Source organism: Mesorhizobium sp. NBSH29, assembly GCF_015500055.1.
In the GTDB taxonomy this organism is placed as follows: domain Bacteria; phylum Pseudomonadota; class Alphaproteobacteria; order Rhizobiales; family Rhizobiaceae; genus Neomesorhizobium.
In genome coordinates this window covers 2674512-2695806 of sequence record NZ_CP045492.1, presented here as the reverse complement: position 1 = coordinate 2695806, position 21295 = coordinate 2674512, and the positions used below count along the sequence as shown (strand labels likewise).

At 57.8% G+C, this 21295-nt stretch carries 21 protein-coding genes; 7 read left to right on the top strand and 14 right to left on the bottom strand.

The window, feature by feature from the left end; translation table 11 throughout:
* Positions 1 to 44: 44 nt before the first annotated feature.
* Both GA830_RS13450 and GA830_RS13445 read left to right on the top strand, forming a co-directional pair.
* Positions 45 to 509, top strand: a complete 465-nt coding sequence (locus tag GA830_RS13450; protein ID WP_195162337.1) for a peroxiredoxin — start codon at positions 45 to 47, stop codon at positions 507 to 509.
* Between the two features lie 127 nt (positions 510 to 636).
* Positions 637 to 1923 carry a M23 family metallopeptidase gene (locus GA830_RS13445; RefSeq protein ID WP_258045433.1) on the top strand — a complete coding sequence of 429 codons (1287 nt, stop codon included), beginning with the start codon at positions 637 to 639 and terminating at the stop codon, positions 1921 to 1923.
* A 1-nt stretch (position 1924) separates the two neighbouring features.
* Here GA830_RS13445 and GA830_RS13440 read toward each other — a convergent pair whose 3' ends face one another.
* From GA830_RS13440 to clpS, 4 genes are all read right to left on the bottom strand, one after another.
* Entirely contained in the window at positions 1925 to 2275 is a 351-nt protein-coding gene (locus GA830_RS13440; protein ID WP_195162336.1) for an AzlD domain-containing protein, read from the bottom strand.
* Complete coding sequence (locus GA830_RS13435; protein WP_195162335.1) at positions 2272 to 3024, bottom strand: AzlC family ABC transporter permease; 753 nt, start codon at positions 3022 to 3024, stop codon at positions 2272 to 2274. Before GA830_RS13435 ends, GA830_RS13440 begins: the two co-directional genes overlap by 4 nt.
* 114 nt (positions 3025 to 3138) lie before the next feature.
* On the bottom strand, positions 3139 to 5607 hold the full coding sequence (clpA, locus tag GA830_RS13430; protein ID WP_195162334.1) for an ATP-dependent Clp protease ATP-binding subunit ClpA: 2469 nt from the start codon (positions 5605 to 5607) through the stop codon (positions 3139 to 3141).
* Between the two features lie 6 nt (positions 5608 to 5613).
* On the bottom strand, positions 5614 to 5940 hold the full coding sequence (gene clpS, locus GA830_RS13425) for an ATP-dependent Clp protease adapter ClpS (protein WP_195164948.1): 327 nt from the start codon (positions 5938 to 5940) through the stop codon (positions 5614 to 5616).
* 623 nt (positions 5941 to 6563) lie between these two features.
* On the opposite strand from clpS, the gene GA830_RS13420 reads away from it, so the two are divergent.
* Entirely contained in the window at positions 6564 to 7973 is a 1410-nt protein-coding gene (locus tag GA830_RS13420; RefSeq protein ID WP_374939268.1) for a D-alanyl-D-alanine carboxypeptidase, read from the top strand.
* Positions 7974 to 8013: 40 nt separating this feature from the next.
* Here the strand turns inward: GA830_RS13420 and GA830_RS13415 are convergent, their stop codons facing one another.
* The 4 genes from GA830_RS13415 to GA830_RS13400 form a co-directional block, all read right to left on the bottom strand.
* Entirely contained in the window at positions 8014 to 8709 is a 696-nt protein-coding gene (locus GA830_RS13415; RefSeq protein WP_195162333.1) for a DnaJ domain-containing protein, read from the bottom strand.
* Complete coding sequence (locus GA830_RS13410) at positions 8706 to 9443, bottom strand: VWA domain-containing protein (RefSeq protein ID WP_195162332.1); 738 nt, start codon at positions 9441 to 9443, stop codon at positions 8706 to 8708. Before GA830_RS13410 ends, GA830_RS13415 begins: the two co-directional genes overlap by 4 nt.
* Before the next feature lie 58 nt (positions 9444 to 9501).
* Positions 9502 to 9939 (bottom strand): DUF1489 family protein, encoded by a 438-nt coding sequence (locus tag GA830_RS13405; RefSeq protein WP_195164946.1) that lies wholly within the window; start codon positions 9937 to 9939, stop codon positions 9502 to 9504.
* 63 nt (positions 9940 to 10002) lie between these two features.
* Positions 10003 to 11406 (bottom strand): L-serine ammonia-lyase, encoded by a 1404-nt coding sequence (locus GA830_RS13400; RefSeq protein ID WP_195162331.1) that lies wholly within the window; start codon positions 11404 to 11406, stop codon positions 10003 to 10005.
* Positions 11407 to 11579: 173 nt separating this feature from the next.
* Here GA830_RS13400 and GA830_RS13395 point away from each other — a divergent pair, with 173 nt between their 5' ends.
* Both GA830_RS13395 and GA830_RS13390 read left to right on the top strand, forming a co-directional pair.
* Complete coding sequence (locus GA830_RS13395) at positions 11580 to 12275, top strand: DUF599 domain-containing protein (RefSeq protein WP_195162330.1); 696 nt, start codon at positions 11580 to 11582, stop codon at positions 12273 to 12275.
* A gap of 320 nt (positions 12276 to 12595) precedes the next feature.
* Positions 12596 to 14377, top strand: a complete 1782-nt coding sequence (locus tag GA830_RS13390; RefSeq protein WP_195162329.1) for a M66 family metalloprotease — start codon at positions 12596 to 12598, stop codon at positions 14375 to 14377.
* Positions 14378 to 14426: 49 nt separating this feature from the next.
* Here GA830_RS13390 and gatA read toward each other — a convergent pair whose 3' ends face one another.
* The 3 genes from gatA to GA830_RS13375 form a co-directional block, all read right to left on the bottom strand.
* Positions 14427 to 15908, bottom strand: a complete 1482-nt coding sequence (gene gatA, locus GA830_RS13385) for an Asp-tRNA(Asn)/Glu-tRNA(Gln) amidotransferase subunit GatA (protein WP_195162328.1) — start codon at positions 15906 to 15908, stop codon at positions 14427 to 14429.
* Positions 15909 to 15964: 56 nt separating this feature from the next.
* Entirely contained in the window at positions 15965 to 16252 is a 288-nt protein-coding gene (gatC, locus tag GA830_RS13380) for an Asp-tRNA(Asn)/Glu-tRNA(Gln) amidotransferase subunit GatC (RefSeq protein ID WP_195162327.1), read from the bottom strand.
* 82 nt (positions 16253 to 16334) lie between these two features.
* On the bottom strand, positions 16335 to 17036 hold the full coding sequence (locus GA830_RS13375; protein ID WP_195162326.1) for a metal-dependent hydrolase: 702 nt from the start codon (positions 17034 to 17036) through the stop codon (positions 16335 to 16337).
* A 75-nt stretch (positions 17037 to 17111) separates the two neighbouring features.
* On the opposite strand from GA830_RS13375, the gene ruvX reads away from it, so the two are divergent.
* Positions 17112 to 17597 (top strand): Holliday junction resolvase RuvX, encoded by a 486-nt coding sequence (gene ruvX / locus GA830_RS13370; RefSeq protein ID WP_195162325.1) that lies wholly within the window; start codon positions 17112 to 17114, stop codon positions 17595 to 17597.
* On the opposite strand, the gene GA830_RS13365 is transcribed toward ruvX, so the two are convergent.
* A complete protein-coding gene (locus GA830_RS13365) occupies positions 17564 to 17878 on the bottom strand; it encodes a DUF6105 family protein (RefSeq protein WP_195162324.1) in 315 nt (104 codons plus the stop codon). The genes ruvX and GA830_RS13365 overlap by 34 nt on opposite strands.
* Positions 17878 to 18429, bottom strand: coding sequence for a hypothetical protein (locus GA830_RS13360; protein WP_195162323.1), 552 nt, complete (start codon positions 18427 to 18429; stop codon positions 17878 to 17880). Before GA830_RS13360 ends, GA830_RS13365 begins: the two co-directional genes overlap by 1 nt.
* Before the next feature lie 192 nt (positions 18430 to 18621).
* Here GA830_RS13360 and GA830_RS13355 point away from each other — a divergent pair, with 192 nt between their 5' ends.
* Positions 18622 to 19560 (top strand): AEC family transporter, encoded by a 939-nt coding sequence (locus GA830_RS13355; protein WP_195162322.1) that lies wholly within the window; start codon positions 18622 to 18624, stop codon positions 19558 to 19560.
* On the opposite strand, the gene GA830_RS13350 is transcribed toward GA830_RS13355, so the two are convergent.
* A complete protein-coding gene (locus GA830_RS13350) occupies positions 19542 to 21170 on the bottom strand; it encodes an acyl-CoA dehydrogenase family protein (RefSeq protein ID WP_195162321.1) in 1629 nt (542 codons plus the stop codon). The genes GA830_RS13355 and GA830_RS13350 overlap by 19 nt on opposite strands.
* Positions 21171 to 21295 lie beyond the last annotated feature (125 nt).

Sequence of the window (21295 nt, the reverse complement as noted above, 5' to 3'; positions counted from 1 at the left end):
ATATCCCGGATCGATCTCGCGTAACATCATCAGGGGGCGCCGACATGGCGGAAGTTGAAGTAGGGCACAAGGCACCGGACGTCCAGCTTTCGGGAGAGCATGAAACCTTTCAGCTCGCCAATCACTCAGGCAAGATCGTTGTGATATATTTTTATCCGCAGGATGATACCGAAGGTTGCACGCTTGAGGCGATCGAGTTTTCCCGTCTGAAGCCAGATTTCGAGGCGATTGGCGCATCGGTCGTCGGCGTTTCGCCCGATAATCTGAAAAAACACCAAAAGTTCCGTGCCAAGCATCATCTGACGGTGGACCTGCTCGCCGATGAAGAGCGGAATGCGATAGAAGCATTTGGCGTCTGGACCGAAAAGCAGATGTTCGGCCGCAAATATATGGGCGTCGAAAGAGCCACATTCCTGATCAACCGCGTTGGAATGATCGCAAAAATATGGCGCAAGGTGCGCGTTAACGGCCACGCTGAAGCTGTGCTCGAGGCTGCAAAGTCCCTGTAAGCGTCGTCTATTTTAGAAAAATTGCGTGATTGGACCACAACCGGTCACACGTTCAAATCTTTGTTAACCCTAACAATGTGTAATCCTTCCAGTCGATGGTCATCCCTCGCATGGAAGTTTTTGCCTCGTGACTTACCCTGCTCGCCCTCCCGTTTTTGGCAAACGCAAAGAGCCCCATACAATCATCATCGCGCATGGCGATGAGATCAGGCACTTCACCGTGCGGCCTTGGCTGATGGCGTTGCTTGGTTCGGCCCTTGCCGCTGTTGCAATCGGCTATCTTCTGGCCACATCTTATCTTGTCTTCCGAGATGACCTACTGGGAGCCACTGCGGCGCGGCAGGCGCGAATGCAGCAGGCCTATGAGGACCGCATCTCGGCCTTGCGCGCGCAGGTCGACCGCATCACCAGCCGACAATTGCTCGACCAGCAGTTGATGGAAAGCAAGGTCAGCGAACTAATTGCGCGCCAGTCGCAGCTGACGCTGCGTCATGGGCGCATTGGGCCGATGCTAGAGCGTGCCAATACGGCGGCAGGCGCCTTGCCTGCAATAGCGCCGCTTCCTGAGCAAAAGCCAGACACCAGCGCTGCCCTAGCCTCCCCGGCGACGCTGACGACAGCCTACGCGCCGGAGGCAGAACTGCGTGCCACATCGGCCAGTGCATTTGCGTTTTGGTCGCCGCGGGCTGCCATTACCGCCGAGAGCGAGGCCGATCACGCCGACAAGATTTTTGTGACAATCAACCAGTCACTGCGCACCATTGAAAATGAGCAGATCACGCGCATCGATGCGCTGGCCGAAAATGCGTATCAAACTGCAGATACAATCAGAGACGCGCTGCAGACTGCCGGGCTGTCAGTGGATGTAGACTTCGATAAGGATGAAGCCACTGGTGGGCCACTGATTTCGGCTGATAAGGCGAGCATGTTCGAGACCAAGGTCAAGGAGCTCGACCAGGCGCTCGATGCACTTGACCAAGTCAAGGACAAGGCGCGCAAGCTACCAATATCCAACCCGGCTCCGGGGCTGGCGATAACCTCGACTTATGGCGTACGCCGGGACCCACTTCTTGGAATTCCCGCGCTCCACTCGGGTATGGATTTTCGGGCACCGACTGGCACTGCCGTCCGCGTCACCGCGTCGGGTACGGTAACCAAGGCCGGCTCGAATGGCGGCTATGGCAACATGGTTGAAGTGGATCACGGCAATGGGTTTTCGACCCGCTATGCGCATTTAAGTCGCGTCCGCGTGTCCATCGGCGATTCAGTCGAAACCTACGCCGTTATCGGGGACTCGGGGAGCACAGGTCGCTCGACCGGTCCGCATCTTCACTATGAAGTGCGCCACAATGGCGATCCTGTGGACCCGCTGCGTTTTCTGAAGGCAGGCAAGAAGGTCGTGAAATTTCTCTAGCTCACAACCCAAGGGCGAGACCAAGTCCCAACACAATTTCGGCTGCGGCGATGCCGAGAAGCACACGCCGGCCAAGGTGTAGATAGGCCAGAAACCCTGCCGCCGCTGCCCCTACCCTCAACGCTAGAGAGGTGTCGGCAAGCGCGCCGCTTGGGAAAACGATCAGGTTGCCGATCACCGCCGCGACAAGCGCGGTGGCAATGGCGCGAACCAGCACCAGAACATCAGAGTCGTCCGAGACCCGACCGCCAAAATAAACACCCAGAAATCGCCAGGCATCTGTTGCTAGCCAGCCGGCAACGAGGATGAACACAAATGGCCACCACCAGGTGTCTTGGGACGTGAAGGTCATGACCGTGATTGCTTTCCGGTGAACCGCAAACGGTGCCATCCATAGGCCGCGAAGCCCCCGATGAGGCCGGTCACAAGCAGGTCAAACCCCGGGATGGCCATATGCAGCGCTGGCCCGAGCAGCAGACCGATCACCATGGCGATGTGGCTGGCACGTTCGCGCGCCGACCCCCAGAGGGACGTCAGGAAATAAATGGGGGTCAACAGCAGCAGACCCGCAGATGCCGCCGGCGGCAGGGAGGGCGCAACGGCGTAGACCACTGCAACCACCAGCATGTTTGCGACCACAAGCGTCGACCCGAGCCCAAGATAATAACTAGTGCGCATCTCGCGCGGTACCGCGCCGATTTTCTCCATCGCAATCACCCATGAGGTGACAGCGACGAAATGCGACAGGAGATAGAGTACCCATGGGCGGGTGCCCGGCCCGCGCAGTTCGGGCGCCAGCGCCACCACCATCGGCATCAGCCTGACAGAGGAAAGAGCAACAGCAAAGGCTGCTGCGGCAAGCGAGGTGCCCGACATAATCGCGCCGATCAGCACCACCTTGGCCGGGAGCGCCCAGACCATACCGGTCATGAAAACAGCCTCCACCAGTGACAGCCCAGCCTCGCGCGCCAGCCCGGCGAAACCTATAAACGCGCTGGTGAGAATAAGTCCTGGCACAGAGAACGAAGCGCGCACGCCGCGTCGGTACCAGCCGAAGTGGCTTGCATCGATATTTGTCTGGTTTTCTGGTGCGTCGATCATCCTGCGTCGGCGCGTAGCACGAGCGTGATCAGGGAGTGACGAAAAAGCATGCGGTTCTGACTTTGGACCAATGAAAAGGGCGTGCCAGTCGGCACGCCCTTTTATTGTACCCGCTCAGCTCTTGCGCGGAAGTTGCGGCACGAGGCTGCGCTTGCCAGATGCTGGCGGGGCCTTGGGCTTTGCCGGCGCTGCCTTCTTGACCGCAGCCTTTTTGGTTGCTGGTCGGCGGGGCGCCGGATCATCCTTGGGCACTTCCTTCTTTGGCTTCACCCGCGCTTCGTCTGCAATCGTTTCAAGATGCAAGCCCTTTTCGCCAGTCTCTTTCGCCTCGACGGTGACCTTGACGATTCCGCCCTTCTTGAGCTTTCCGAAAAGTACTTCTTCAGCAAGCGGCTTCTTGATGTGCTCCTGGATCACGCGGCCAAGTGGCCTCGCGCCCATGCGCTCGTCGTAGCCCTTCTCCGCCAGCCACGCGATGGCATCCTGCGATAGGTCGAAGGTGACGCCGCGTTCTGAAAGCTGGGCTTCAAGTTGCATGACGAACTTCTGCACCACCTGATGCACGACCGGTACCGGTAGCGTTCCGAACGGGATGATGGCATCGAGACGGTTGCGAAATTCCGGCGTGAATAGCCGGTTGATCGCCTCGACATCATCGCCTTCCCGCTTGGTGGAGCCAAATCCAATGGCCGCGCGCTGTGCATCCGAGGCACCCGCATTAGTGGTCATGATTAGGATCACGTTGCGGAAGTCGATCTGCTTGCCGTTATGATCGGTCAGCTTGCCGTGATCCATGACCTGCAACAGGATGTTGAATAGGTCCGGATGCGCCTTTTCAACCTCATCAAGCAGCAGCACGCAATGCGGATGCTGGTCTACGCCGTCGGTGAGCAGACCGCCCTGGTCGAAACCGACATAGCCCGGAGGTGCGCCGATCAGACGCGAGATAGTGTGACGTTCCATATATTCCGACATGTCGAAGCGCAGAAGTTCGACACCAAGCGAGGCGGCGAGCTGCTTTGCCACTTCCGTCTTACCAACGCCTGTGGGGCCGGAGAACAGATAGGAGCCAATCGGCTTTTCCGGTTCGCGCAACCCTGCCCGCGCCAGCTTGATGGCTGAAGACAGCGCCGTGATGGCGGTATCCTGTCCGTAGACGACACGCTTCAATTCGATCTCAAGGCCGGCAAGAACCATTTCATCGTCGGCAGAAACCGTCTTGGGCGGGATCCGCGCCATAGTGGCGACTGTCTCCTCGATTTCTTTCACGCCAATCGACTTCTTGCGCTGCTTTTCAGGCAGCAGCATTTGCGATGCGCCAGTCTCATCGATAACATCGATGGCCTTGTCTGGCAGTTTGCGATCATTGATATAGCGCGCGGAAAGCTCCACCGCAGCCTTGATTGCTTCGGTCGTATACGTGACCTTGTGGAACTCTTCGAAATAGGGTTTTAGCCCGGTCATGATGGCAATGGTGTCGTCAACTGAAGGCTCGTTGACGTCGATCTTCTGGAACCGACGCACAAGTGCGCGATCCTTTTCGAAGAACTGGCGAAACTCCTTGTAGGTGGTCGATCCGATGCATCGAATCGCACCCGATGATAGCGCAGGCTTCAACAGGTTTGACGCATCCATCGCACCGCCGGATGTTGCGCCGGCGCCGATCACGGTGTGGATCTCGTCGATAAACAGGATTGCATCGGGATGCTCTTCAAGCTCCTTGACGACCTGCTTCAAGCGCTCCTCAAAGTCACCGCGGTAGCGGGTTCCAGCCAACAGTGTGCCCATGTCGAGAGAGAAAATCGTCGAGCCCAAAAGAACCTCAGGCACGTCGCCATCGACAATGCGCTTGGCCAGACCCTCAGCTATGGCGGTCTTACCGACGCCCGGATCACCGACATAGAGGGGGTTGTTCTTCGAACGGCGGCAAAGAACCTGGATGGTCCGGTTGATCTCTGTTGCGCGCCCGATCAGCGGATCGATGCGACCGGCTTTCGCCTTCTTGTTCAAATCGACGCAATAAGCCGTCAGCGCGTCCTGCTGCTGCTTTTTCTTGCCGTTGTTGTCCTCGGGCGTCTCGCCCCCCGACGCGCCCGCCTGATCATCCTCGGCTCCTCGCGGGCTGCGCGCGTCACTTGCACCGGGACGCTTGGCGATGCCATGCGAGATGTAATTGACCGCGTCGTAGCGGGTCATCTGCTGTTCCTGAAGGAAATAGGCGGCATGGCTTTCGCGTTCGGCGAAGATCGCCACCAGAACATTAGCGCCAGACACTTCCTCGCGGCCGGACGACTGCACATGGATGACCGCGCGCTGGATGACGCGCTGGAATCCGGCGGTCGGCTTTGAATCTTCGTCGTAACCGGTCACCAGATTGTCGAGTTCGGTATCGATATAGGTGAGTACGGTCTGTTTCAGTTCATCGAGCTCGACGTTGCACGCTTGCATAACGGCGGCAGCGTCGACGTCCTCGATCAACGCGAGCAAAAGATGTTCGAGCGTCGCGTATTCGTGGTGACGTTCGTTGGCAAGTGTCAGCGCCTGGTGAAGCGCCTTTTCGAGGCCTTGGGAGAAAGCCGGCATGTTACCTCACTTTTTCTCCATCACGCATTGCAGCGGGTGCTGGTGCTGACGGGCGAAATCCATGACCTGAGACACTTTGGTCTCGGCCACTTCGAAAGTATAGACCCCACATTCGCCAACACCGTGGTTGTGCACGTGCAGCATGATGCGGGTCGCCGCGTCGCGATCCTTCTGGAAAAACCGCTCCAGAATGTGAATCACGAATTCCATCGGCGTGTAGTCGTCGTTCAGAATCAGGACACGATAAAGGCTGGGCTTCTTGGTCTTCGGCTTGGTGCGGGTGATGACGGCCGTGCCCCGGCCCGTGCCGTTGCCACCATCTTCGCCCTGCATTTTTTCTACGCCGCTGCGCAAGTAATACCCGTCGGTCGTCAAACTTCCCTGCCTCTCGTCGCCATCCCCTGAGATGCGACATGTAGGTGCTCACCCGTAGATTTTAAGGCCTTCTCTCGCGCTTACAATATGGCCCAGCCCTCAAAGTCAGAGTTTTGGCGCAATCGTGAACGGGATGTTCCTTGGGAACACAAAAAAACCCGGCTGCGCAAGGCAGCCGGGTTGGCGCGCGGGCAATTTGCCCGCTTCCCCCGCCATAAACAACTTGATCTGGGTATTTGCGCAAGCGATTCGTTAGGCTTGTAGGCGCCCCGGGCGAGATCGGCAACCAGTGTGTTGAGTTTACCGAACTCTGAGATGATGCCCTCATAACGCTTGGCGTGTTTAGCCTGCCTAACTGCCTCCTCATATGCACAAAAAGTCTGGTGTTCGGCGGCTCTCATCGTGTGTGGGCGCGTCCAGATCGTGAACCTTTGAATTAACCGCTGAACAAACTTTCGCTAAATTATGAACGACGCGGTTACCATAAACGGATTGGTAACGCTGATCGCCTAGCCTCCTCCAGATGCGGGACAGGACCTTTGACGTCTCGCTACGTGCAGTGCGTTTCAAAGGATAAAAAAGTGCGTAAACAGGCAGGTTCAATTTTCTCAATGCGTTTGTTCAAGGTTGCCCTTCGCGGCATTTTGGTAGCATCAGTCGCGCTCGTCAGTGCGACGGCTGCATCTGCCGCGTCTTCCAAACATGCGGCCATCGTGATCGATGCCAATACTGGCAAGACGCTGTTTTCGGAAAATGCAGATGCGCCGCGTTACCCTGCGTCACTCACCAAGATGATGACTCTCTACCTCGTCTTCGAGGCGATCAACGGCCGAAAAATCACATTGCAAACCCGCGTGCCTTTCTCGGCGCGGGCTGCCGCTGAGTCGCCAACCAAACTAGGCGTGAAGGCCGGCAATTCGATCGACGTCGAAACGGCTATCTATTCGCTGGTCACGCGCTCAGCCAATGATTCTGCGACTGCACTGGCCGAAATGTTGGGCGGTTCGGAGCAGGCTTTTGCCCGTATGATGACTGCCAAGGCGCGCGCGCTCGGTATGAGCGGCACCACGTTCAAAAATGCTCACGGCCTTCCAAATTCCGACCAGAAATCGACCGCCCGCGACCTGGCGCTGCTGGGGATCGCCCTGAAAGAGCACTATCCACGCGAGTTCAAATATTTTTCGACACGATCCTTCACCTACGGTCGCACCCGCATCGGCAACCACAACCGGCTGCTTGGCAAAATCGAGGGTGTTGACGGCATCAAGACCGGCTATACGCGCGCCTCTGGCTTCAACCTGGCATCATCTGTCCAGAGCGGTGATCGTCGTATCGTCGCCGTGGTGCTGGGCGGAGCATCGAGCAGCGCTCGCGATAACCAGATGGCCGAACTCATCAAAAGATATCTGCCACGCGCCTCGACCCGCGGCGGTGGACAGCTGATTGCCCGGACTAGCGAAACACCGACGTTGGCCTCGCCTGTCGCCTCCATGTTGCCCAAGCGCAATGCACCGACGCCTGATTCACGGCCCCGCAAAGGCGTGATCGTGGCGCTGAGCGAACAAGAAGTTCTCGATGCTGAAAGCGCGCAGATGGCGCAGCAGACCGTCATCGAGACAGAGGAAACCACAATGCCGGTGATGCAGGCCTATGCCGCACCGATTCCGGCACCTATCCGCCGGCCCAAAGTTGCTGTGGATCCTATAAACACCGCATCAACTTCGCAGAGAGCATCAAAATCGCAGGGAGGGTGGGCCGTACAGGTTGCGTCATCGCCGAGCGAGGAAGAAGCGCGCGGCATGCTGGCGCGCACGACCGAGAAAGCGCCGACCGTGCTTGCTTCAGCCTCCCCCTTCACCATGCAGTTTGAGAAGAGCGGCACCACCTACTATCGCGCACGCTTCGGCGGCTTTGAAACGAAAACTGCCGCGTGGAACGCCTGTGACGTTCTCAAGAAAAAGAAGATCGCGTGTTACGCGGTCCAGCAATAATCGGCCCCACCTCCAGGAAAGTCACCGTGTCGAAGGAGCGTCAATTGTGATCAGAGAGAAGGATGTCCTTGGCTTCGTTGATACGCGTCGCAAGGAACGAGGTCCCGCCGAGATCGGGGTGAACGCGCTGCATCAGGCGGCGGTGCGCCTTGCGGATCTCCGTCGTGGAGGCACCCGCCTCAAGACCAAGGACCTGGTAGGCCTCCTTCTTAGTCATGGCGCCAGAAGCTGGCGCAACACTCTGCCCGTCGCTGTCATTCGGCTCCGCGTGTTTACGCCAGAGGGGAAAGCGGCCGTCAAGGTAAGTCTCGACTAGTTGCTGGCTCTCGGGATCGGACGCCAGTTCGGCGCCAAGGCCTTTCAACTCTTCCTCGCTCATCGAGTTCAGCGCTCGACCCTCATGCTTGCCGGCCAGTACGATCCCCTCCAGCACGCCGCTGTCGTGGTCGAGTTCCATCTCCAGTGCAGCGGTGCGTACCGTAGAATTTTGACCGGGCGTACGTTTTGCCGAACGCCGCATACGGCTTGAGCTGTACCATGCAAGCGCCATGGAGATCAGTCCGCCCCCGATGGCAGCGCGACCTAGAAGCATCAATCCGATGCCTAGCAGAGCCACAATAACAGGACCGGCAAGGCGCAACCCGCCCGCCAATTGTGCTGGTGTTGCCCGCAGGAAGCCGTTCGCCAGGGCAACCAGGAGCAACAACCCGCCCAGGATTGAGAAGATTACTGTCATGCCGGGTTGCTGCCTCTCAAATGCTCGATCATTAGACGGTCCTCCGGTCGGTCCCGCGCTTCCAATGCTGCCAGCCCGCCGGTGGCGAAAACCGCCACTGCCGACAAAAGCTTCGCCAGCGCCGCAGCGGCATTGCGGTCAAACCGGAACCAGGCACCTTTGGAAAGGCGCGCGAACTCTTTGAACGCGCTTTCGGTCGTCGGGTCGTGGCCCTCCTGAAACAGGAACAGCGGGACGCCCCTGAGGCCAAGGGCACCGGCCTTGGCGGCAAGATCATCAACCGCTTCTTCCATCGCATCACCGATGAAGACGACGGCATTGACCTTGCCTCCCTTGTGTTCGGTGAGTGCATGCGAGAAAACCTTGCCTATCTGGGTGTGGCCTCCCCGGCACTCGATGCGGGCCATCAGATCCTTCAGCACAGCAGTATCATCAGTGAATTTTGACGACCGGCATTCGCCGAGCCCACGAAAATAGACCAGCTGGACATTCAGCGCCCCGGCTTTGCCCGTCGCGTCAAACATCTGGGCCTGCAATTGGCAAGCAAGGTCCCAAGTCGGCTGGCGGCTCATGGTGGCATCAAGAGCCAAAATCAGACGGCCACCATCTTTTTGCACCGTGGCAAGAGCGCGTGCATGGCGTACAAAGGCCTCGATTTCTCCGGCACCCGAACGTACGGGTGCCGGCTTTTCGACCTTCTGTTGTGTCACCTGGGATGTTTTCCTGTCGTTCATCCAGCCAAGATGTGGCGTTTGCACCGCGCTTGCAAGGCGTCCCGCAAAGGCAACCGCATCACAGCAGCCCGAGCTGAGCGAGTTCCTGGCGCAGTTCGGCAGGCAATTCCGCCCAACCGACGCGTCCATGGCCAAGGTCGGAAGGCGCATCAGCCGGCGTCAGGTAGCGCCAACCTTGAAAGGCACGGCGCGGCTGCCACTCGGTGCGCAGCACTTGCGGGTCGAGCATGATGTGGCAGCGGCCAATGCCCTGGCCGTCGACAAAGGGTCGGATTTCAGTCACGCGCTGCCGGCATTGGACTTTGCCTTTGACCACCCAGTAGAGCGAGCCACCCTCGATAATCTCAGCGCCGCGCGTCGGCACCATGCGAGTGGTGTGGAAATATTCAACCGGGTCGCCAACGCGGCGGCGCTCATCGAGCCGGAAAGAGATCCACTCTTCGAGATCTTCGACGCTGTCACAGCCGACACACAGTTTGACAAGGTTCAGGGGCATCGCAAAAGCATGATACCAGCCGGCGCGCCGGTCAACCGGGAAGCGCTTTCTCCACAAGCTGGCTCAGCATTCCACCACGTTGACAGCCAGTCCGCCCTGACTGGTTTCCTTGTATTTTTCGCTCATATCGCGACCGGTCTGGCGCATCGTCTCGATGGCCGCGTCGAGCGGCACGAAGTGGATGCCGTCGCCCTTGATGGCCAGCGAGGCGGCGGTGACGGCTTTGACCGCACCAAGAGCATTGCGCTCGATGCACGGCACCTGGACCAGACCGCCGACAGGATCACAGGTCATGCCAAGATGATGCTCCAGCGCGATTTCTGCTGCGTTTTCAATCTGCTCTGGCGTTCCACCCATGACGGCGCAGAGCCCTGCCGCAGCCATGGCCGATGCCGAACCCACCTCGCCCTGGCAACCCACTTCGGCACCCGAGATGGACGCGTTGGTCTTGATGATGCCGCCAATGGCGGCGGCCGTCAGGAGAAAATCGCGAATGCTGTTCTGGTCGGCCTCGGGATAGAAATGTAGCCAGTAGCGCAGTACAGCCGGCAAGGTGCCGGCCGCGCCATTGGTGGGAGCGGTGACCACGCGACCACCGGCTGCATTCTCTTCATTGACGGCCATCGCATAGATCGACAACCAGTCATTGGCGAGCAGCGGGTTTGGCCGGTTCTGTTGCCATTGCTCCTGCAATGTGTCGTGCAGCTGACGCGCGCGGCGGCGCACTTTTAGCCCGCCCGGCATGATGCCGTCCTGTGACAGACCGCGTTCGATACAACTCAGCATCGCCTGCCAGACGCCGTCGAGGCCAGCGTCAAGGTCCTCGCGCGACATCTGCGTTTCCTCGTTTGCGCGCTTCAATTCCGCTATCGACAAGCCGCTGCGCCCCGCCATGGAAAGCATTTCCGCAGCATTTTTAAAGGGATACGGCACATTCTTGCCAGACACATCAGACGATGCCTTGGTCTTCATGCGCTGCAATTCCTCGTCTGAGACGACAAACCCACCGCCGATCGAATAATAGATGCGTTTCAGCAAAAGCCGGTCATCGCTGTCATAGGCATAAAAAGCCATGCCGTTGGCGTGACCGAGCAATGGCGTTTTCTTGTCGAGCACAAGATCCGTCGCGGGGTCGAACCGGTAGGACGGGTGCCCAGGCGGAGATATGCGTTTGTCCGCAGTAACCGCAGCGACAATCCCCTCAGCGTGATCAGGATCGATTGTCTGGGGTGTCTGCCCGGTCAGGCCCATAATGACCGCGCGGTCAGTGCCATGACCGATGCCGGTATAAGCGAGCGAGCCGTGCAGGCTGACGCCCAGGCGGTCAACGACCGCGCCGGCGGGTTTTGGCCAGTCGTCGCCTGCAAGCTCCTGGAGAAACCGAACGGCAGCCGTCATCGGCCCCATTGTATGGGAGCTCGAGGGACCGATGCCGATTTTGAACAGGTCGAATACAGAAAGAAACAATTTTTCGGGCTCCGGGCGAACAGGCGCTTCAGCGCTGCGCCAACACTGTATCGCGGGCCAAAGGCACCGTGATTATCTGGAAACGACATGGCACGGGTCAGAAGTCAACAAGGGCATGCAGGAACAGACCATGCAGCCATGTCCGGCACTCTGGCTTCGTGTTAAAAACAGCCATGAGCGATTCCCTTATACTCTCTGCCAAGGACTTCGCCGCGCTGGTATTTTTTCTGGCGGTCTGGGTATTTTTTGCCCGTGCCGCTTCCCGAAAATTGTTTGGCCGCGTGTCACTAACCACGGCAATGAATGCGCAGCGCGAGGCCTGGATGAGGGCAATGGCCGAGCGAGAGTTGCGGATGGTCGACACCGCCATCATGAGCGGACTTCAACAAGGCACTGCATTTTTTGCATCAAGTTGCATCTTTGCCATCGGCGGCTGTTTTGCCTTGCTCGGTGCTACGGGTGAGGTTCTCGCCGTGCTGTCGGACCTGCCCTATATCGGCTCGCCATCGCGCGTGCTGTTCGAAACCAAGGTGCTCGGGCTGGTGACGCTGCTTGCCTACGCGTTCTTCAAGTTCGGCTGGTCATACCGGTTGTTCAACTATTGCTCGATCCTGATCGGCGCGGTGCCACAAGCACATATCGGCGAGGCGATCACACCCGAGATCAAGGCCGCCGTCGCGCGCGCGGGCCAGATGAACATTCTGGCTGGCAAGCATTTCAATTCCGGCCTGCGCGGTATCTTTTTTTCGCTGGGCTATCTCGGCTGGTTCGTCAATGCAGGCGTGTTTGCTCTCACCACCCTCATCCTGCTCGCTGTACTCATCCGCCGCCAGTTCTTTTCAGCGGCGCGCGGGGCGGTGTTGGCCTGACGGCCAACTGTTTCGAAACACAGCGAGAGATTTAGAGCTCACTCTCAGATCTCAACTTGGTACCACCTTTGCGTTCATTGAGCGCGGACATATCCTATACCCGCATTCGATAATCTATCCTTCCCTTCATATTTGAGCGGATGATTCATCAAATGTCTCAGTCTCCAATCTATTTCAATACTCTTGTTCTCGAAAACGATCTCCTAGGTGACTTGGAAGGGAGCGTTTTGTTCTGCCAGTCCTCGGTGATGCCTTCTCGGGCCTCATCACACCCCGACGACCGGCAGCCGCGCTTGACGTCTCTAAGACGAACAATGCTAATGTTTAAGCCTAAAACCGAGATACCGTATTCAAGCAACATTACAATATCTATCGTAGACGATGAAGATTCGGTTGTCTTCTCTACTATACTGCTTCCGCCACCCTCTCTGCCGAGGCCAGATGAGGCCTACTCTCAATTTTTATACGGCAGTAATTTCTGGCACTGCATCATTCCATGGTCTTATATCAAGCCCGGCATTTCTTTTGCATTTAATCTAAATGGATTGTCCGGTTGCTATCAGAAAGCTGATGTAGGTGGTGCTGGGGAATTAATTATCAATACAATTGACATTGGCATGCTTACCAAAAATAGAGAAGTGTTCTCTTTTCAATACGATTCCGCATACCATACACAGTACTTTGAAACAATTCCAGTCAGTAAACTCATCGTAAACGAGTATGAGCCTGTCCATTGGAAGGAAATTGTTCTTCCCGATGGTACGCTGTATCGCACCCATTCAATGAGCGAGGGAGGCGTATATAGCGGCGACTTGCGGCAACGAATCGGTAAAGAGCTTATTTCTCTTGGGATTAACAACGCCAATTACGGTATATTTAGCTCACCGGGGGTCGGAGAAAGCCTTTTAAGTAACCCCTACTATGTCGCGCAATGTACCGCCCATAACTCAGTAGGAAATTATACTAACGGTATTGTTGTTCATGGCCTATCGGGTGGCGGGGGAATGGTCACCTTGCACGGGACGTTGTCCAATGAGTTTAGTCACGAACTCGGGCACTGCTACGGTATGGGCCACTATCCGGGCGGCTTCAAAGGATCGATCCATAGATCCGCCGGAAACATAAACTCCGCATGGGGCTGGGACAGCGGCAAAAATAAGTTCATCCCGAATTTTGACGTGAAGGAGAGCGGAAGCCCTGCATGCTACGAGGATGAATGTCAGGCACCGTTCTTCGGTCACAAGTTCGGATCAGATTCTATGGCCGGCGGCGATTCTTTTAATACTTCGCTGAATGTGTATACGCCCTACACTCCATACACGCTAAAATCGATTCAGGAGTTTTTTGAACGAAAGGTAGTGTTTAACAAGCACTCCTCAACGGGATATTCGAAATGGAACGAGCACTCACTCAAGATGGAAGAATGGAGCGACAGCTTTACCGCTCCTCCGGAATGCTTGAGCAGCCTAAAAATGATGAATAATCTTATTGAAAATAATAATTTGATAAATATAGTTCAATATGACGGGAACTATAGCAAATTCATATTCATACCACCTGCCCGACCGGACAATGCTGGAAAAGGATTACGTATAATTCACGACGCAACCCTAGTCTCCTACCTGTTTATAAATTATATCGGTATTACTCTGACAGATCAGGTTTTGTATTTCGAGTCTGATGGGTCTAGATGGGTTTCGGTTAAAGAATTTGCATTCAATGTCGCTCGGAAACCGCAACATCAAGGTATTCGCGTTACCACCTTGGTGGGTTATTATGATCCTGAGGCCAAGATCGACAGTTACGTATATCCAGCGCTTCACTGCGCCTATGGGAATACATTTGAAAACAATCGAGATGCCGAGGTCTTTAAACGTGGTCACTATGCTGAAATTACAAATTCCAAGGGGGAGTTGCTAAGATTTCTCCTGAGATCAGAGCGGCTCGACAAAAATTTTATGAATCGCTTTCATCTCAATGTAGCGACCTCCTTCGCTCCTACTCACATTACCATTTTCGCCAACGGCACAGCAGTCGCCTCAAGGGAACTGCAACCTCCAATCGGGGGAACCCGGCATACTGAAAACGGACGAGCGATGTAAAACGTCGCCTGGCGCGCGGTGGTGGGGCTTGCGAGAGTACCCGCCAGTCCTACCACCACTTCTTCGGTTCAAAGCGTCCGGCTGCCTGTTCGATCACATGGCCGGCACGGAATAGGGTTTCTTCGTCGAAAGGTCGGCCGATCAGCTGAAGTCCTAGCGGCAGACCCCTGGCGTCGAGGCCGGCGGGTACCGCGATGCCCGGCAGGCCGGCCATGTTGACGGTGACGGTGAAAACATCGTTCAAATACATTTTCACCGGGTCGGCAGCCATTTCCTCATCACCAAGGCCGAAGGCCGCCGATGGGGTTGCCGGAGTCAGGATGGCATCCACGCCTTCGCCAAACACGATCTCAAAATCGCGCTTGATCAGCGTGCGCACCTTTTGCGCCTTGAGATAATAGGCATCGTAATAGCCGGCTGACAGCACATAGGTACCGATCATGATGCGGCGCTTGACCTCGCGGCCAAAGCCGGCAGCGCGGGTCTGCTCATACATGTCGGCAATGTCCTTGCCCGGAACGCGCAGGCCGTAACGCACGCCATCGTAGCGAGCGAGGTTTGACGAGGCTTCAGCAGGAGCCACGATGTAATAGGCCGGTAGCGCATACTTGGTGTGCGGCAACGAGATGTCGACAATCTCGGCGCCGGCCTCGCGCAGCCATTGAATCCCCTGTTGCCAGAGCTTTTCGATTTCATCCGGCATACCATCGACGCGGTATTCCTTGGGAATGCCGATTTTCATGCCGCGCACCGACTGACCGAGCGCTGCCTCATAATCGGGGACCGGTCTGTCGACTGACGTCGTGTCCTTCGGGTCGACCGAGGCCATCGATTTCAACATGATGGCTGCGTCGCGCACGTCGCGGGCGATCGAGCCCGCCTGATCGAGCGACGAGGCGAAAGCGGCAATCCCCCAGCGCGAGCAGCGTCCGTAAGTAGGCTTGATGCCCACAGTGCCGGTGAATGCTGCGGGCTGGCGGATCGAACCGCCAGTATCGGTAGCTGTCGCGCCAGCGCACAAAAACGCCGATACAGCAGAAGCCGAGCCACCCGACGAGCCGCCGGGAACCAGATTCTTGTTGTCGCCATTGGCCCGCCACGGATTGACGACCGGGCCGTAATAGGACGTCTCGTTCGATGAGCCCATGGCAAACTCATCCATGTTGAGCTTGCCCAGCATCACCGCACCATCGGCCCAGAGATTGGCAGTCACGGTCGATTCGTAGCGCGGCTTGAAGCCATCCAGAATATGGCTGCCCGCCTGCGTGTGCACGCCTTCGGTGGCAAACAGATCTTTTACGCCAAGTGGAATGCCTTCCAGCGCGCCGCCTTCATTGTTTGCCAACCGCTCGTCGGAAGCGCGCGCCATGTCTCGCGCCTTGTCATGGGTCACCGCCACATAGGCGTTCAACTTGCCGTTGGCAGCGTCGATTGCCGACAAATAGGAATCGGTGAGTTCAAGCGCCTGAATTTCCCGGGCGCGCAGTGCCTTGCGGGCTTCGGCAATGGTCATTTTGGTGAGTTCGGTCATCGTCATCAGCCTAGAAGATCAGGGGAATTGGCAGGCGGGCAGAACAGCGCATGAAGCTATTCGACCACTTTCGGAACCAGGAAGAAATTCTCCTGCGTAGAAGGGGCGTTGGCAACGATGTCGGCCACCTTGTTGCCGTCGGTCACGGCGTCTTCGCGCTTCCTCATTTCCATCGGAATGACCGAGGTCATCGGCTCGACCCCTGAAACATCGACCTCATCCAGTTGCTCGACAAAGCCCAGGATGGCGTTGAGCTCGCCAGTCATGCGCTGGGCATCCTCATCGGACACAGCAATACGGGCAAGATGGGCAACGCGCCGGACGGTGGCGGTATCAACGGACATGGCAAAACGCTCCGGAAACAGAAGACCGGGCTATAACTGCGACGCCGCTAGCGTGCAAGCGTGGCGGTCGGTTGCGCCGAATCTACAACATGACACTGCCACCAACCTCCGGCAGCTTTACTTCTACACCCGCGAGACCTGCAAGGAATGTGTCAGCGCTCTGATCGATGATCGGGAAAGTGCCGTAATGACACGGCAGCACCGTTTCAAATTTGAAGAAGCGTCGACATGCAAGGGCTGCCACCGCGCCACCCATGGTGAAGCGGTCGCCGATGGGAACGAGTCCGATCTTCGGCTGATGCAGTTCGTGGATCAGCGCCATATCGGAAAAGATGTCGGTGTCGCCCATATGGTAGAGCGTCTTGTCGTCGGAGAAGTGCAGCACGAGACCGAGCGGGTTGCCAAGATAGGTATTGGAGCCGTCCGCACCGGGGATCGAGGAGGAATGCGCAGCATGCACGAATGTGGTCGTGAAGGGACCGCAATCGACCGTCCCGCCGGTGTTGCCGGGATTTATATTGTTTTCGCTGACGCCTTTGCCGACCAGATACATGCAGATCTCGAAATTAGCGATCAGCATGGCACCGGTCTGTTTAAGGATAGCAGCCGCATCGCCCACATGATCGCCGTGACCATGCGTCAATAGTACATGGGTGACGCCTTCAGCGGGATTTTCCCAGCCCTGTTTCCACGATGGATTTTCGCTGAGAAAAGGATCAATCAGGATATTTGCCCCCGCAACTTCGATCCTGAAAGCGGAATGGCCGTACCATGTAATTTTCATTGTTTGCCGTGATCCTCGATTTTCATGTGTGGTAAGGATAGAACGCCACTCCCTGAAGTCAAAGAAGGACGGCGCTTGGCCAGTATCGATATCGACGCATTGCAGGCGCAACTGCCAGCGGGGAAAACACTTGCCGGGCTCGACCTTGGCGACAAGACGATCGGGATCGCTGTTTCCGACCGTGGGCTGTCGTTTGCCCATCCTCGACAGGTGATTCTGCGGAAAAAGTTCTCAGTTGATGCAGCCAGCCTGATATCCGTTCTGACCGCAGAAAATAGCGGCGCGATAGTCATCGGCCTGCCTGTAAATATGGACGGCTCGGAAGGACCGCGGGCGCAGGCGTCGCGGGCATTCGTTCGTAATTTTGCCAAGATCAGCCAGCTGCCTTTCCTGTTCTGGGACGAACGGCTGTCGACGGTGGCAGCAGAGCGGACGCTGATCGAGATGGACTTTTCGCGCAAGAAGCGCGCGGGCAAGATCGATTCGGCAGCGGCTGCCTTTATCCTGCAGGGCGTGCTCGACCGGCTTCAGGTACTACGCGCAGGCCCGTCGCCAAGATAGCGTTCGCGTATATTGCGTGCCCAGGCCAGCAGTGGCTTGCGACGGCGATAGGCGATAATTAGGGAGACCAGAAAGCCGTCAAAGACGCAGGCGCGCGCAACAAGGCCCGGAATAATTTCCGGGTCAATACCCAACAGCTGGCCATACAATTCGAACAGCAGGTCATGAAGCCTGCGGCTGAGAATGATGAAGCCGAAATTGATGTCGTTAACGGACAGGAAATACCAGCCCCAGAAAAGGATGATCGGGGCCAACCAGAGGCCGAACAGAGCGCGTAGCATCAACGGTCACCCATGACAGTTCCAGGGCGTCCTGAGATCCGCGCCAGCATGGAATTATGGCCGGCGCTCGCCGCCATCAAGCGGGCCGCATCCTGGAGCTCCTGCATTTCAGGCTCAGGTACGGGCGCGGGCGTGGACCAACGCTCCGCGCAAATAGCGGCATAGGAAGCAGCAAGTGCCGCAGTGAGAACGGCACCCTCGCCCAGCAGCGCGGCATCTCCCATCGCGCGCGCCAGGCACAGCGCCGTCAGCGAGCCGACCGCCGCCCCAAATGCATAGCGCGAGACCTCCTCGGCCTCCTGCGGCTCGTCGCTCCCGACAAGCAGAGCGGTCACAAATACCCAAAGAAACAGCGCTGCGGTGACGCTGAACGCAACCGCAAGTGCCGCAGACGTCCACGGAGTGATGAACCCGCCGCCAGAATGGTCACCCAGCAATCCGGCCAGCACGGCGCCCTTTGCGCCTTCCGCGTCGAGCACACACGCGCCGGCCATGGCAGCGAAAGCTGCCAGCCAGTGAACTGCCAGAAATGGAGTGAGAATCTGTCTCATGTTTTTAATTTGCCCCTGCGTCATTAACAGTGGAGCGGCGACCTGCCGGGGGCAAATGAAACCATTTGTTAAGGTTAATTTCCGTTAATGCCTGGGCATTCATGAGGCTGGCATTCTCGTCGATCTCCCGTGTTCGATTTACAGCGGGGGTTAACGCCCCTATGCGTCGCCTACCACTGGCTTACGGAACCCATGATCGCCATCTTCGAAAGCATATTGCCGATTTTTCTGGTGCTGCTCGCTGGCAACGTCCTACGTCGGCTGCCGAAATTTGATGCCGAGGTGTGGCCAGCGCTCGACCAGCTCGGATACTGGGTGCTCTATCCAGCGCTGTTGTTCGTCACCATCGCCAATGCTGATTTCACAGGCCTTCAGCTGGACGCGATGATGGCTGCTCTGCTTGTCTCTGTCTGCGTCATGTGCGCCTTTACGTATTCTCTCTGGCCGTTGCTGTCGGGAAGCGGGCGGCTCGTCGAAAGTGAATTCTCGACCGTTTTCCAGACGACTGTGCGCTGGAACAGTTTTATCGCGCTGGCGGTGGCGCAAAAACTTTATCCGCCTGCGGGTATGGCGGTGGTGGCACTCGTTATGCTGGTGATCATCATCCCGCTCAACATCGCCTCGACCTTTGTCGTGACGCGCTTTGCCGACCGCAGTGCGAACTGGCAGCGCGTGATGCGCAATCTCGCCACCAACCCTTTTATCCTGGCCATGCTCGCGGCGATGGTGTTGAGGTCCCTTCCCTTCGGCCTCTATCCGCCACTCAGTGACGCACTTGATCTGGTGGGGCGGTCTGCTCTGGGGATTGGTCTTCTAGCGATCGGCGCGAGCCTGCGCACACGCGATCTCGTCCAGCTGCGTTTTGCCATGTGGCTGCCAACCGTCCTCAAGCTGGTGGCTTTTCCCGCCCTTCTGGTGGCCACGGCCATGGCTTTTGGAGTAACCGGAATGCAGCTCAGCTATCTTGCGCTGTGCGGGGCGGTGCCGACCGCGATGAATGGTTATCTGCTCGCCCGTCAGCTCGGCGGTGATGCCGAGCTCTATGCCGCCGTCACGACGCTGCAGACGGCCGTTTCGTTTCTCACGATCCCAGCCGTACTCGCCATCACTGGTCAGTTGAGCGCGGGATAGAGCGTATCGACGATCATGCGCGCATCATGGCGTGCGTCAAGCATGCCATATGTGCCGCGCCATTGCCCGGCGAGCCGTGTCTCGATGAACGCATCGGCGATGCGCCCTGCCCCCAGCCGCCGCAGTTCGGCGGCGGCCGCAGACAGCGCCAGCTGTTCTGTCAGGATGCGCGCCGAGCCTTCGTCCGACGATGCCACCTGCATGGCGGCTCGAAGCACGCTGATCGTGCCATGGCCGGCGGGACCGAGATCACGTTCCAGCCCGGCAAGCACATCATCAAACAGTGCTGGCGCGCGGTCGAGCACCCGCAGAACGTCAAGCGCCATGACATTGCCCGAGCCCTCCCAGATCGCGTTGACCGGCGCCTCGCGGTAGTAGCGCGCGAGCGGCCCTTCCTCGACATAGCCATTGCCTCCGAGGCACTCCATCGCCTCGAACAGCAGCGGCGGTGCAATTTTGCAGACCCAGTATTTTACCACGGGTGTCATAGCGCGTGCGAAGGCCGCCTCACCGCGGTTTGCGGCTGCATCGTCAAAGGAGCGTGCTAGCCGGAACGAAAGGGCCGTTGCCGCTGCGACATCGAGCGCCATGTCAGCCAGCACGCGCTGCATCAACGGTTGGTCAAAAAGCGGCGTGCTGCCCACCAGGCGGTGGCGCGTATGGTGAACCGCTTCGGCGAGGCCTGCGCGCATCAGCGCGGATGACGCAATGGCACAATCGAGGCGGGTCAGCGTGACCATGTCCATGATGGTTTTTACACCGGCACCCGGTTCGCCCACCATATCGCCGATGGTGTTGACAAACTCAACTTCGGACGACGCATTGGAACGGTTGCCGAGCTTTTCCTTCAGACGCTGGAACTGCAATCCATTGCCGGTACCGTCACCCAAAATGCGCGGCACGAGGAAGCAGGACAAGCCCTCGCGGGTCTGTGCGAGCGTCAAGAACGCGTCGGACATCGGCGCCGACACAAACCATTTATGGCCATTGAGGCGATAAAACCCGTTGCTCGCGCGTTCGGCTCGCGTCGTGTTGGCACGCAGATCGGTGCCACCCTGTTTTTCGGTCATCCCCATGCCGAGCGTCAGGCCGGCTTTGGCTACCGGCGGCTTCTGCGACTGATCGTATTTGCGCGTGGTTATTCGGGGCGCCCATTCGCGAAACAGTTTTGGGCCCGCCATCAGGGCTGCGAGTGAGGCGCTGGTCATGGTGAGCGGGCAGAGGTGCCCGCATTCCAGCTCGGCAGTCAGGTAAAAGCGTGCAGCACGCACCTGATGGCGCAAATTAGTTTCGGCGGGGCTATTTTCCCACACTGAGGAATGCAGGCCGTTGGCCACCGAGCGGCGCATCAGCGCGTGATAGGCCGGGTGGAACTCGACCTGGTCAATGCGCCTGCCCTGCCGGTCGTGCGTCTTTAGTTTTGGCACCTCGGAATTGGCCAGCCGCGCCAGATCCTGCGCTTCCGCGCTCAGTACAAACTTTCCGAGCCCGTCCAGCTCTTTGCGCACCGGTTCAGAAAAATTCTCGCCAAGCTGGATCAGCAACGGGTCACCACGCCACGCATTGGCTCCGGCAAACGGCGGTGGCTGGTTGGTAACCTCGTCTGTCACACGTCTTCCTTTAATCGAACGTCACGGGTGGAAACAGGCTGATTCCCAACCTTGCCTTGGCTTTATAGACCAGGCCCGGCAATCAGTGCGATGAAAGAATTGTGGCTTTCCAACAGGATGGCTTG

Bases quoted from the DNA above. Each gene is read 5' to 3' on its own strand.
- GA830_RS13450 (WP_195162337.1), top strand. From the start codon at position 45: ATGGCGGAAGTTGAAGTAGGGCACAAGGCACCGGACGTCCAGCTTTCG.
- GA830_RS13440 (WP_195162336.1), bottom strand. From the start codon at position 2,275: ATGACCTTCACGTCCCAAGACACCTGGTGGTGGCCATTTGTGTTCATC.
- GA830_RS13435 (WP_195162335.1), bottom strand. From the start codon at position 3,024: ATGATCGACGCACCAGAAAACCAGACAAATATCGATGCAAGCCACTTC.
- clpA (WP_195162334.1), bottom strand. From the start codon at position 5,607: ATGCCGGCTTTCTCCCAAGGCCTCGAAAAGGCGCTTCACCAGGCGCTG.
- clpS (WP_195164948.1), bottom strand. From the start codon at position 5,940: ATGCAGGGCGAAGATGGTGGCAACGGCACGGGCCGGGGCACGGCCGTC.
- GA830_RS13415 (WP_195162333.1), bottom strand. From the start codon at position 8,709: ATGACAGTAATCTTCTCAATCCTGGGCGGGTTGTTGCTCCTGGTTGCC.
- GA830_RS13410 (WP_195162332.1), bottom strand. From the start codon at position 9,443: ATGAACGACAGGAAAACATCCCAGGTGACACAACAGAAGGTCGAAAAG.
- GA830_RS13405 (WP_195164946.1), bottom strand. From the start codon at position 9,939: ATGCCCCTGAACCTTGTCAAACTGTGTGTCGGCTGTGACAGCGTCGAA.
- GA830_RS13395 (WP_195162330.1), top strand. From the start codon at position 11,580: ATGAGCGATTCCCTTATACTCTCTGCCAAGGACTTCGCCGCGCTGGTA.
- GA830_RS13390 (WP_195162329.1), top strand. From the start codon at position 12,596: ATGTTTAAGCCTAAAACCGAGATACCGTATTCAAGCAACATTACAATA.
- gatA (WP_195162328.1), bottom strand. From the start codon at position 15,908: ATGACCGAACTCACCAAAATGACCATTGCCGAAGCCCGCAAGGCACTG.
- gatC (WP_195162327.1), bottom strand. From the start codon at position 16,252: ATGTCCGTTGATACCGCCACCGTCCGGCGCGTTGCCCATCTTGCCCGT.
- GA830_RS13375 (WP_195162326.1), bottom strand. From the start codon at position 17,036: ATGAAAATTACATGGTACGGCCATTCCGCTTTCAGGATCGAAGTTGCG.
- GA830_RS13365 (WP_195162324.1), bottom strand. From the start codon at position 17,878: ATGCTACGCGCTCTGTTCGGCCTCTGGTTGGCCCCGATCATCCTTTTC.
- GA830_RS13360 (WP_195162323.1), bottom strand. From the start codon at position 18,429: ATGAGACAGATTCTCACTCCATTTCTGGCAGTTCACTGGCTGGCAGCT.
- GA830_RS13355 (WP_195162322.1), top strand. From the start codon at position 18,622: ATGATCGCCATCTTCGAAAGCATATTGCCGATTTTTCTGGTGCTGCTC.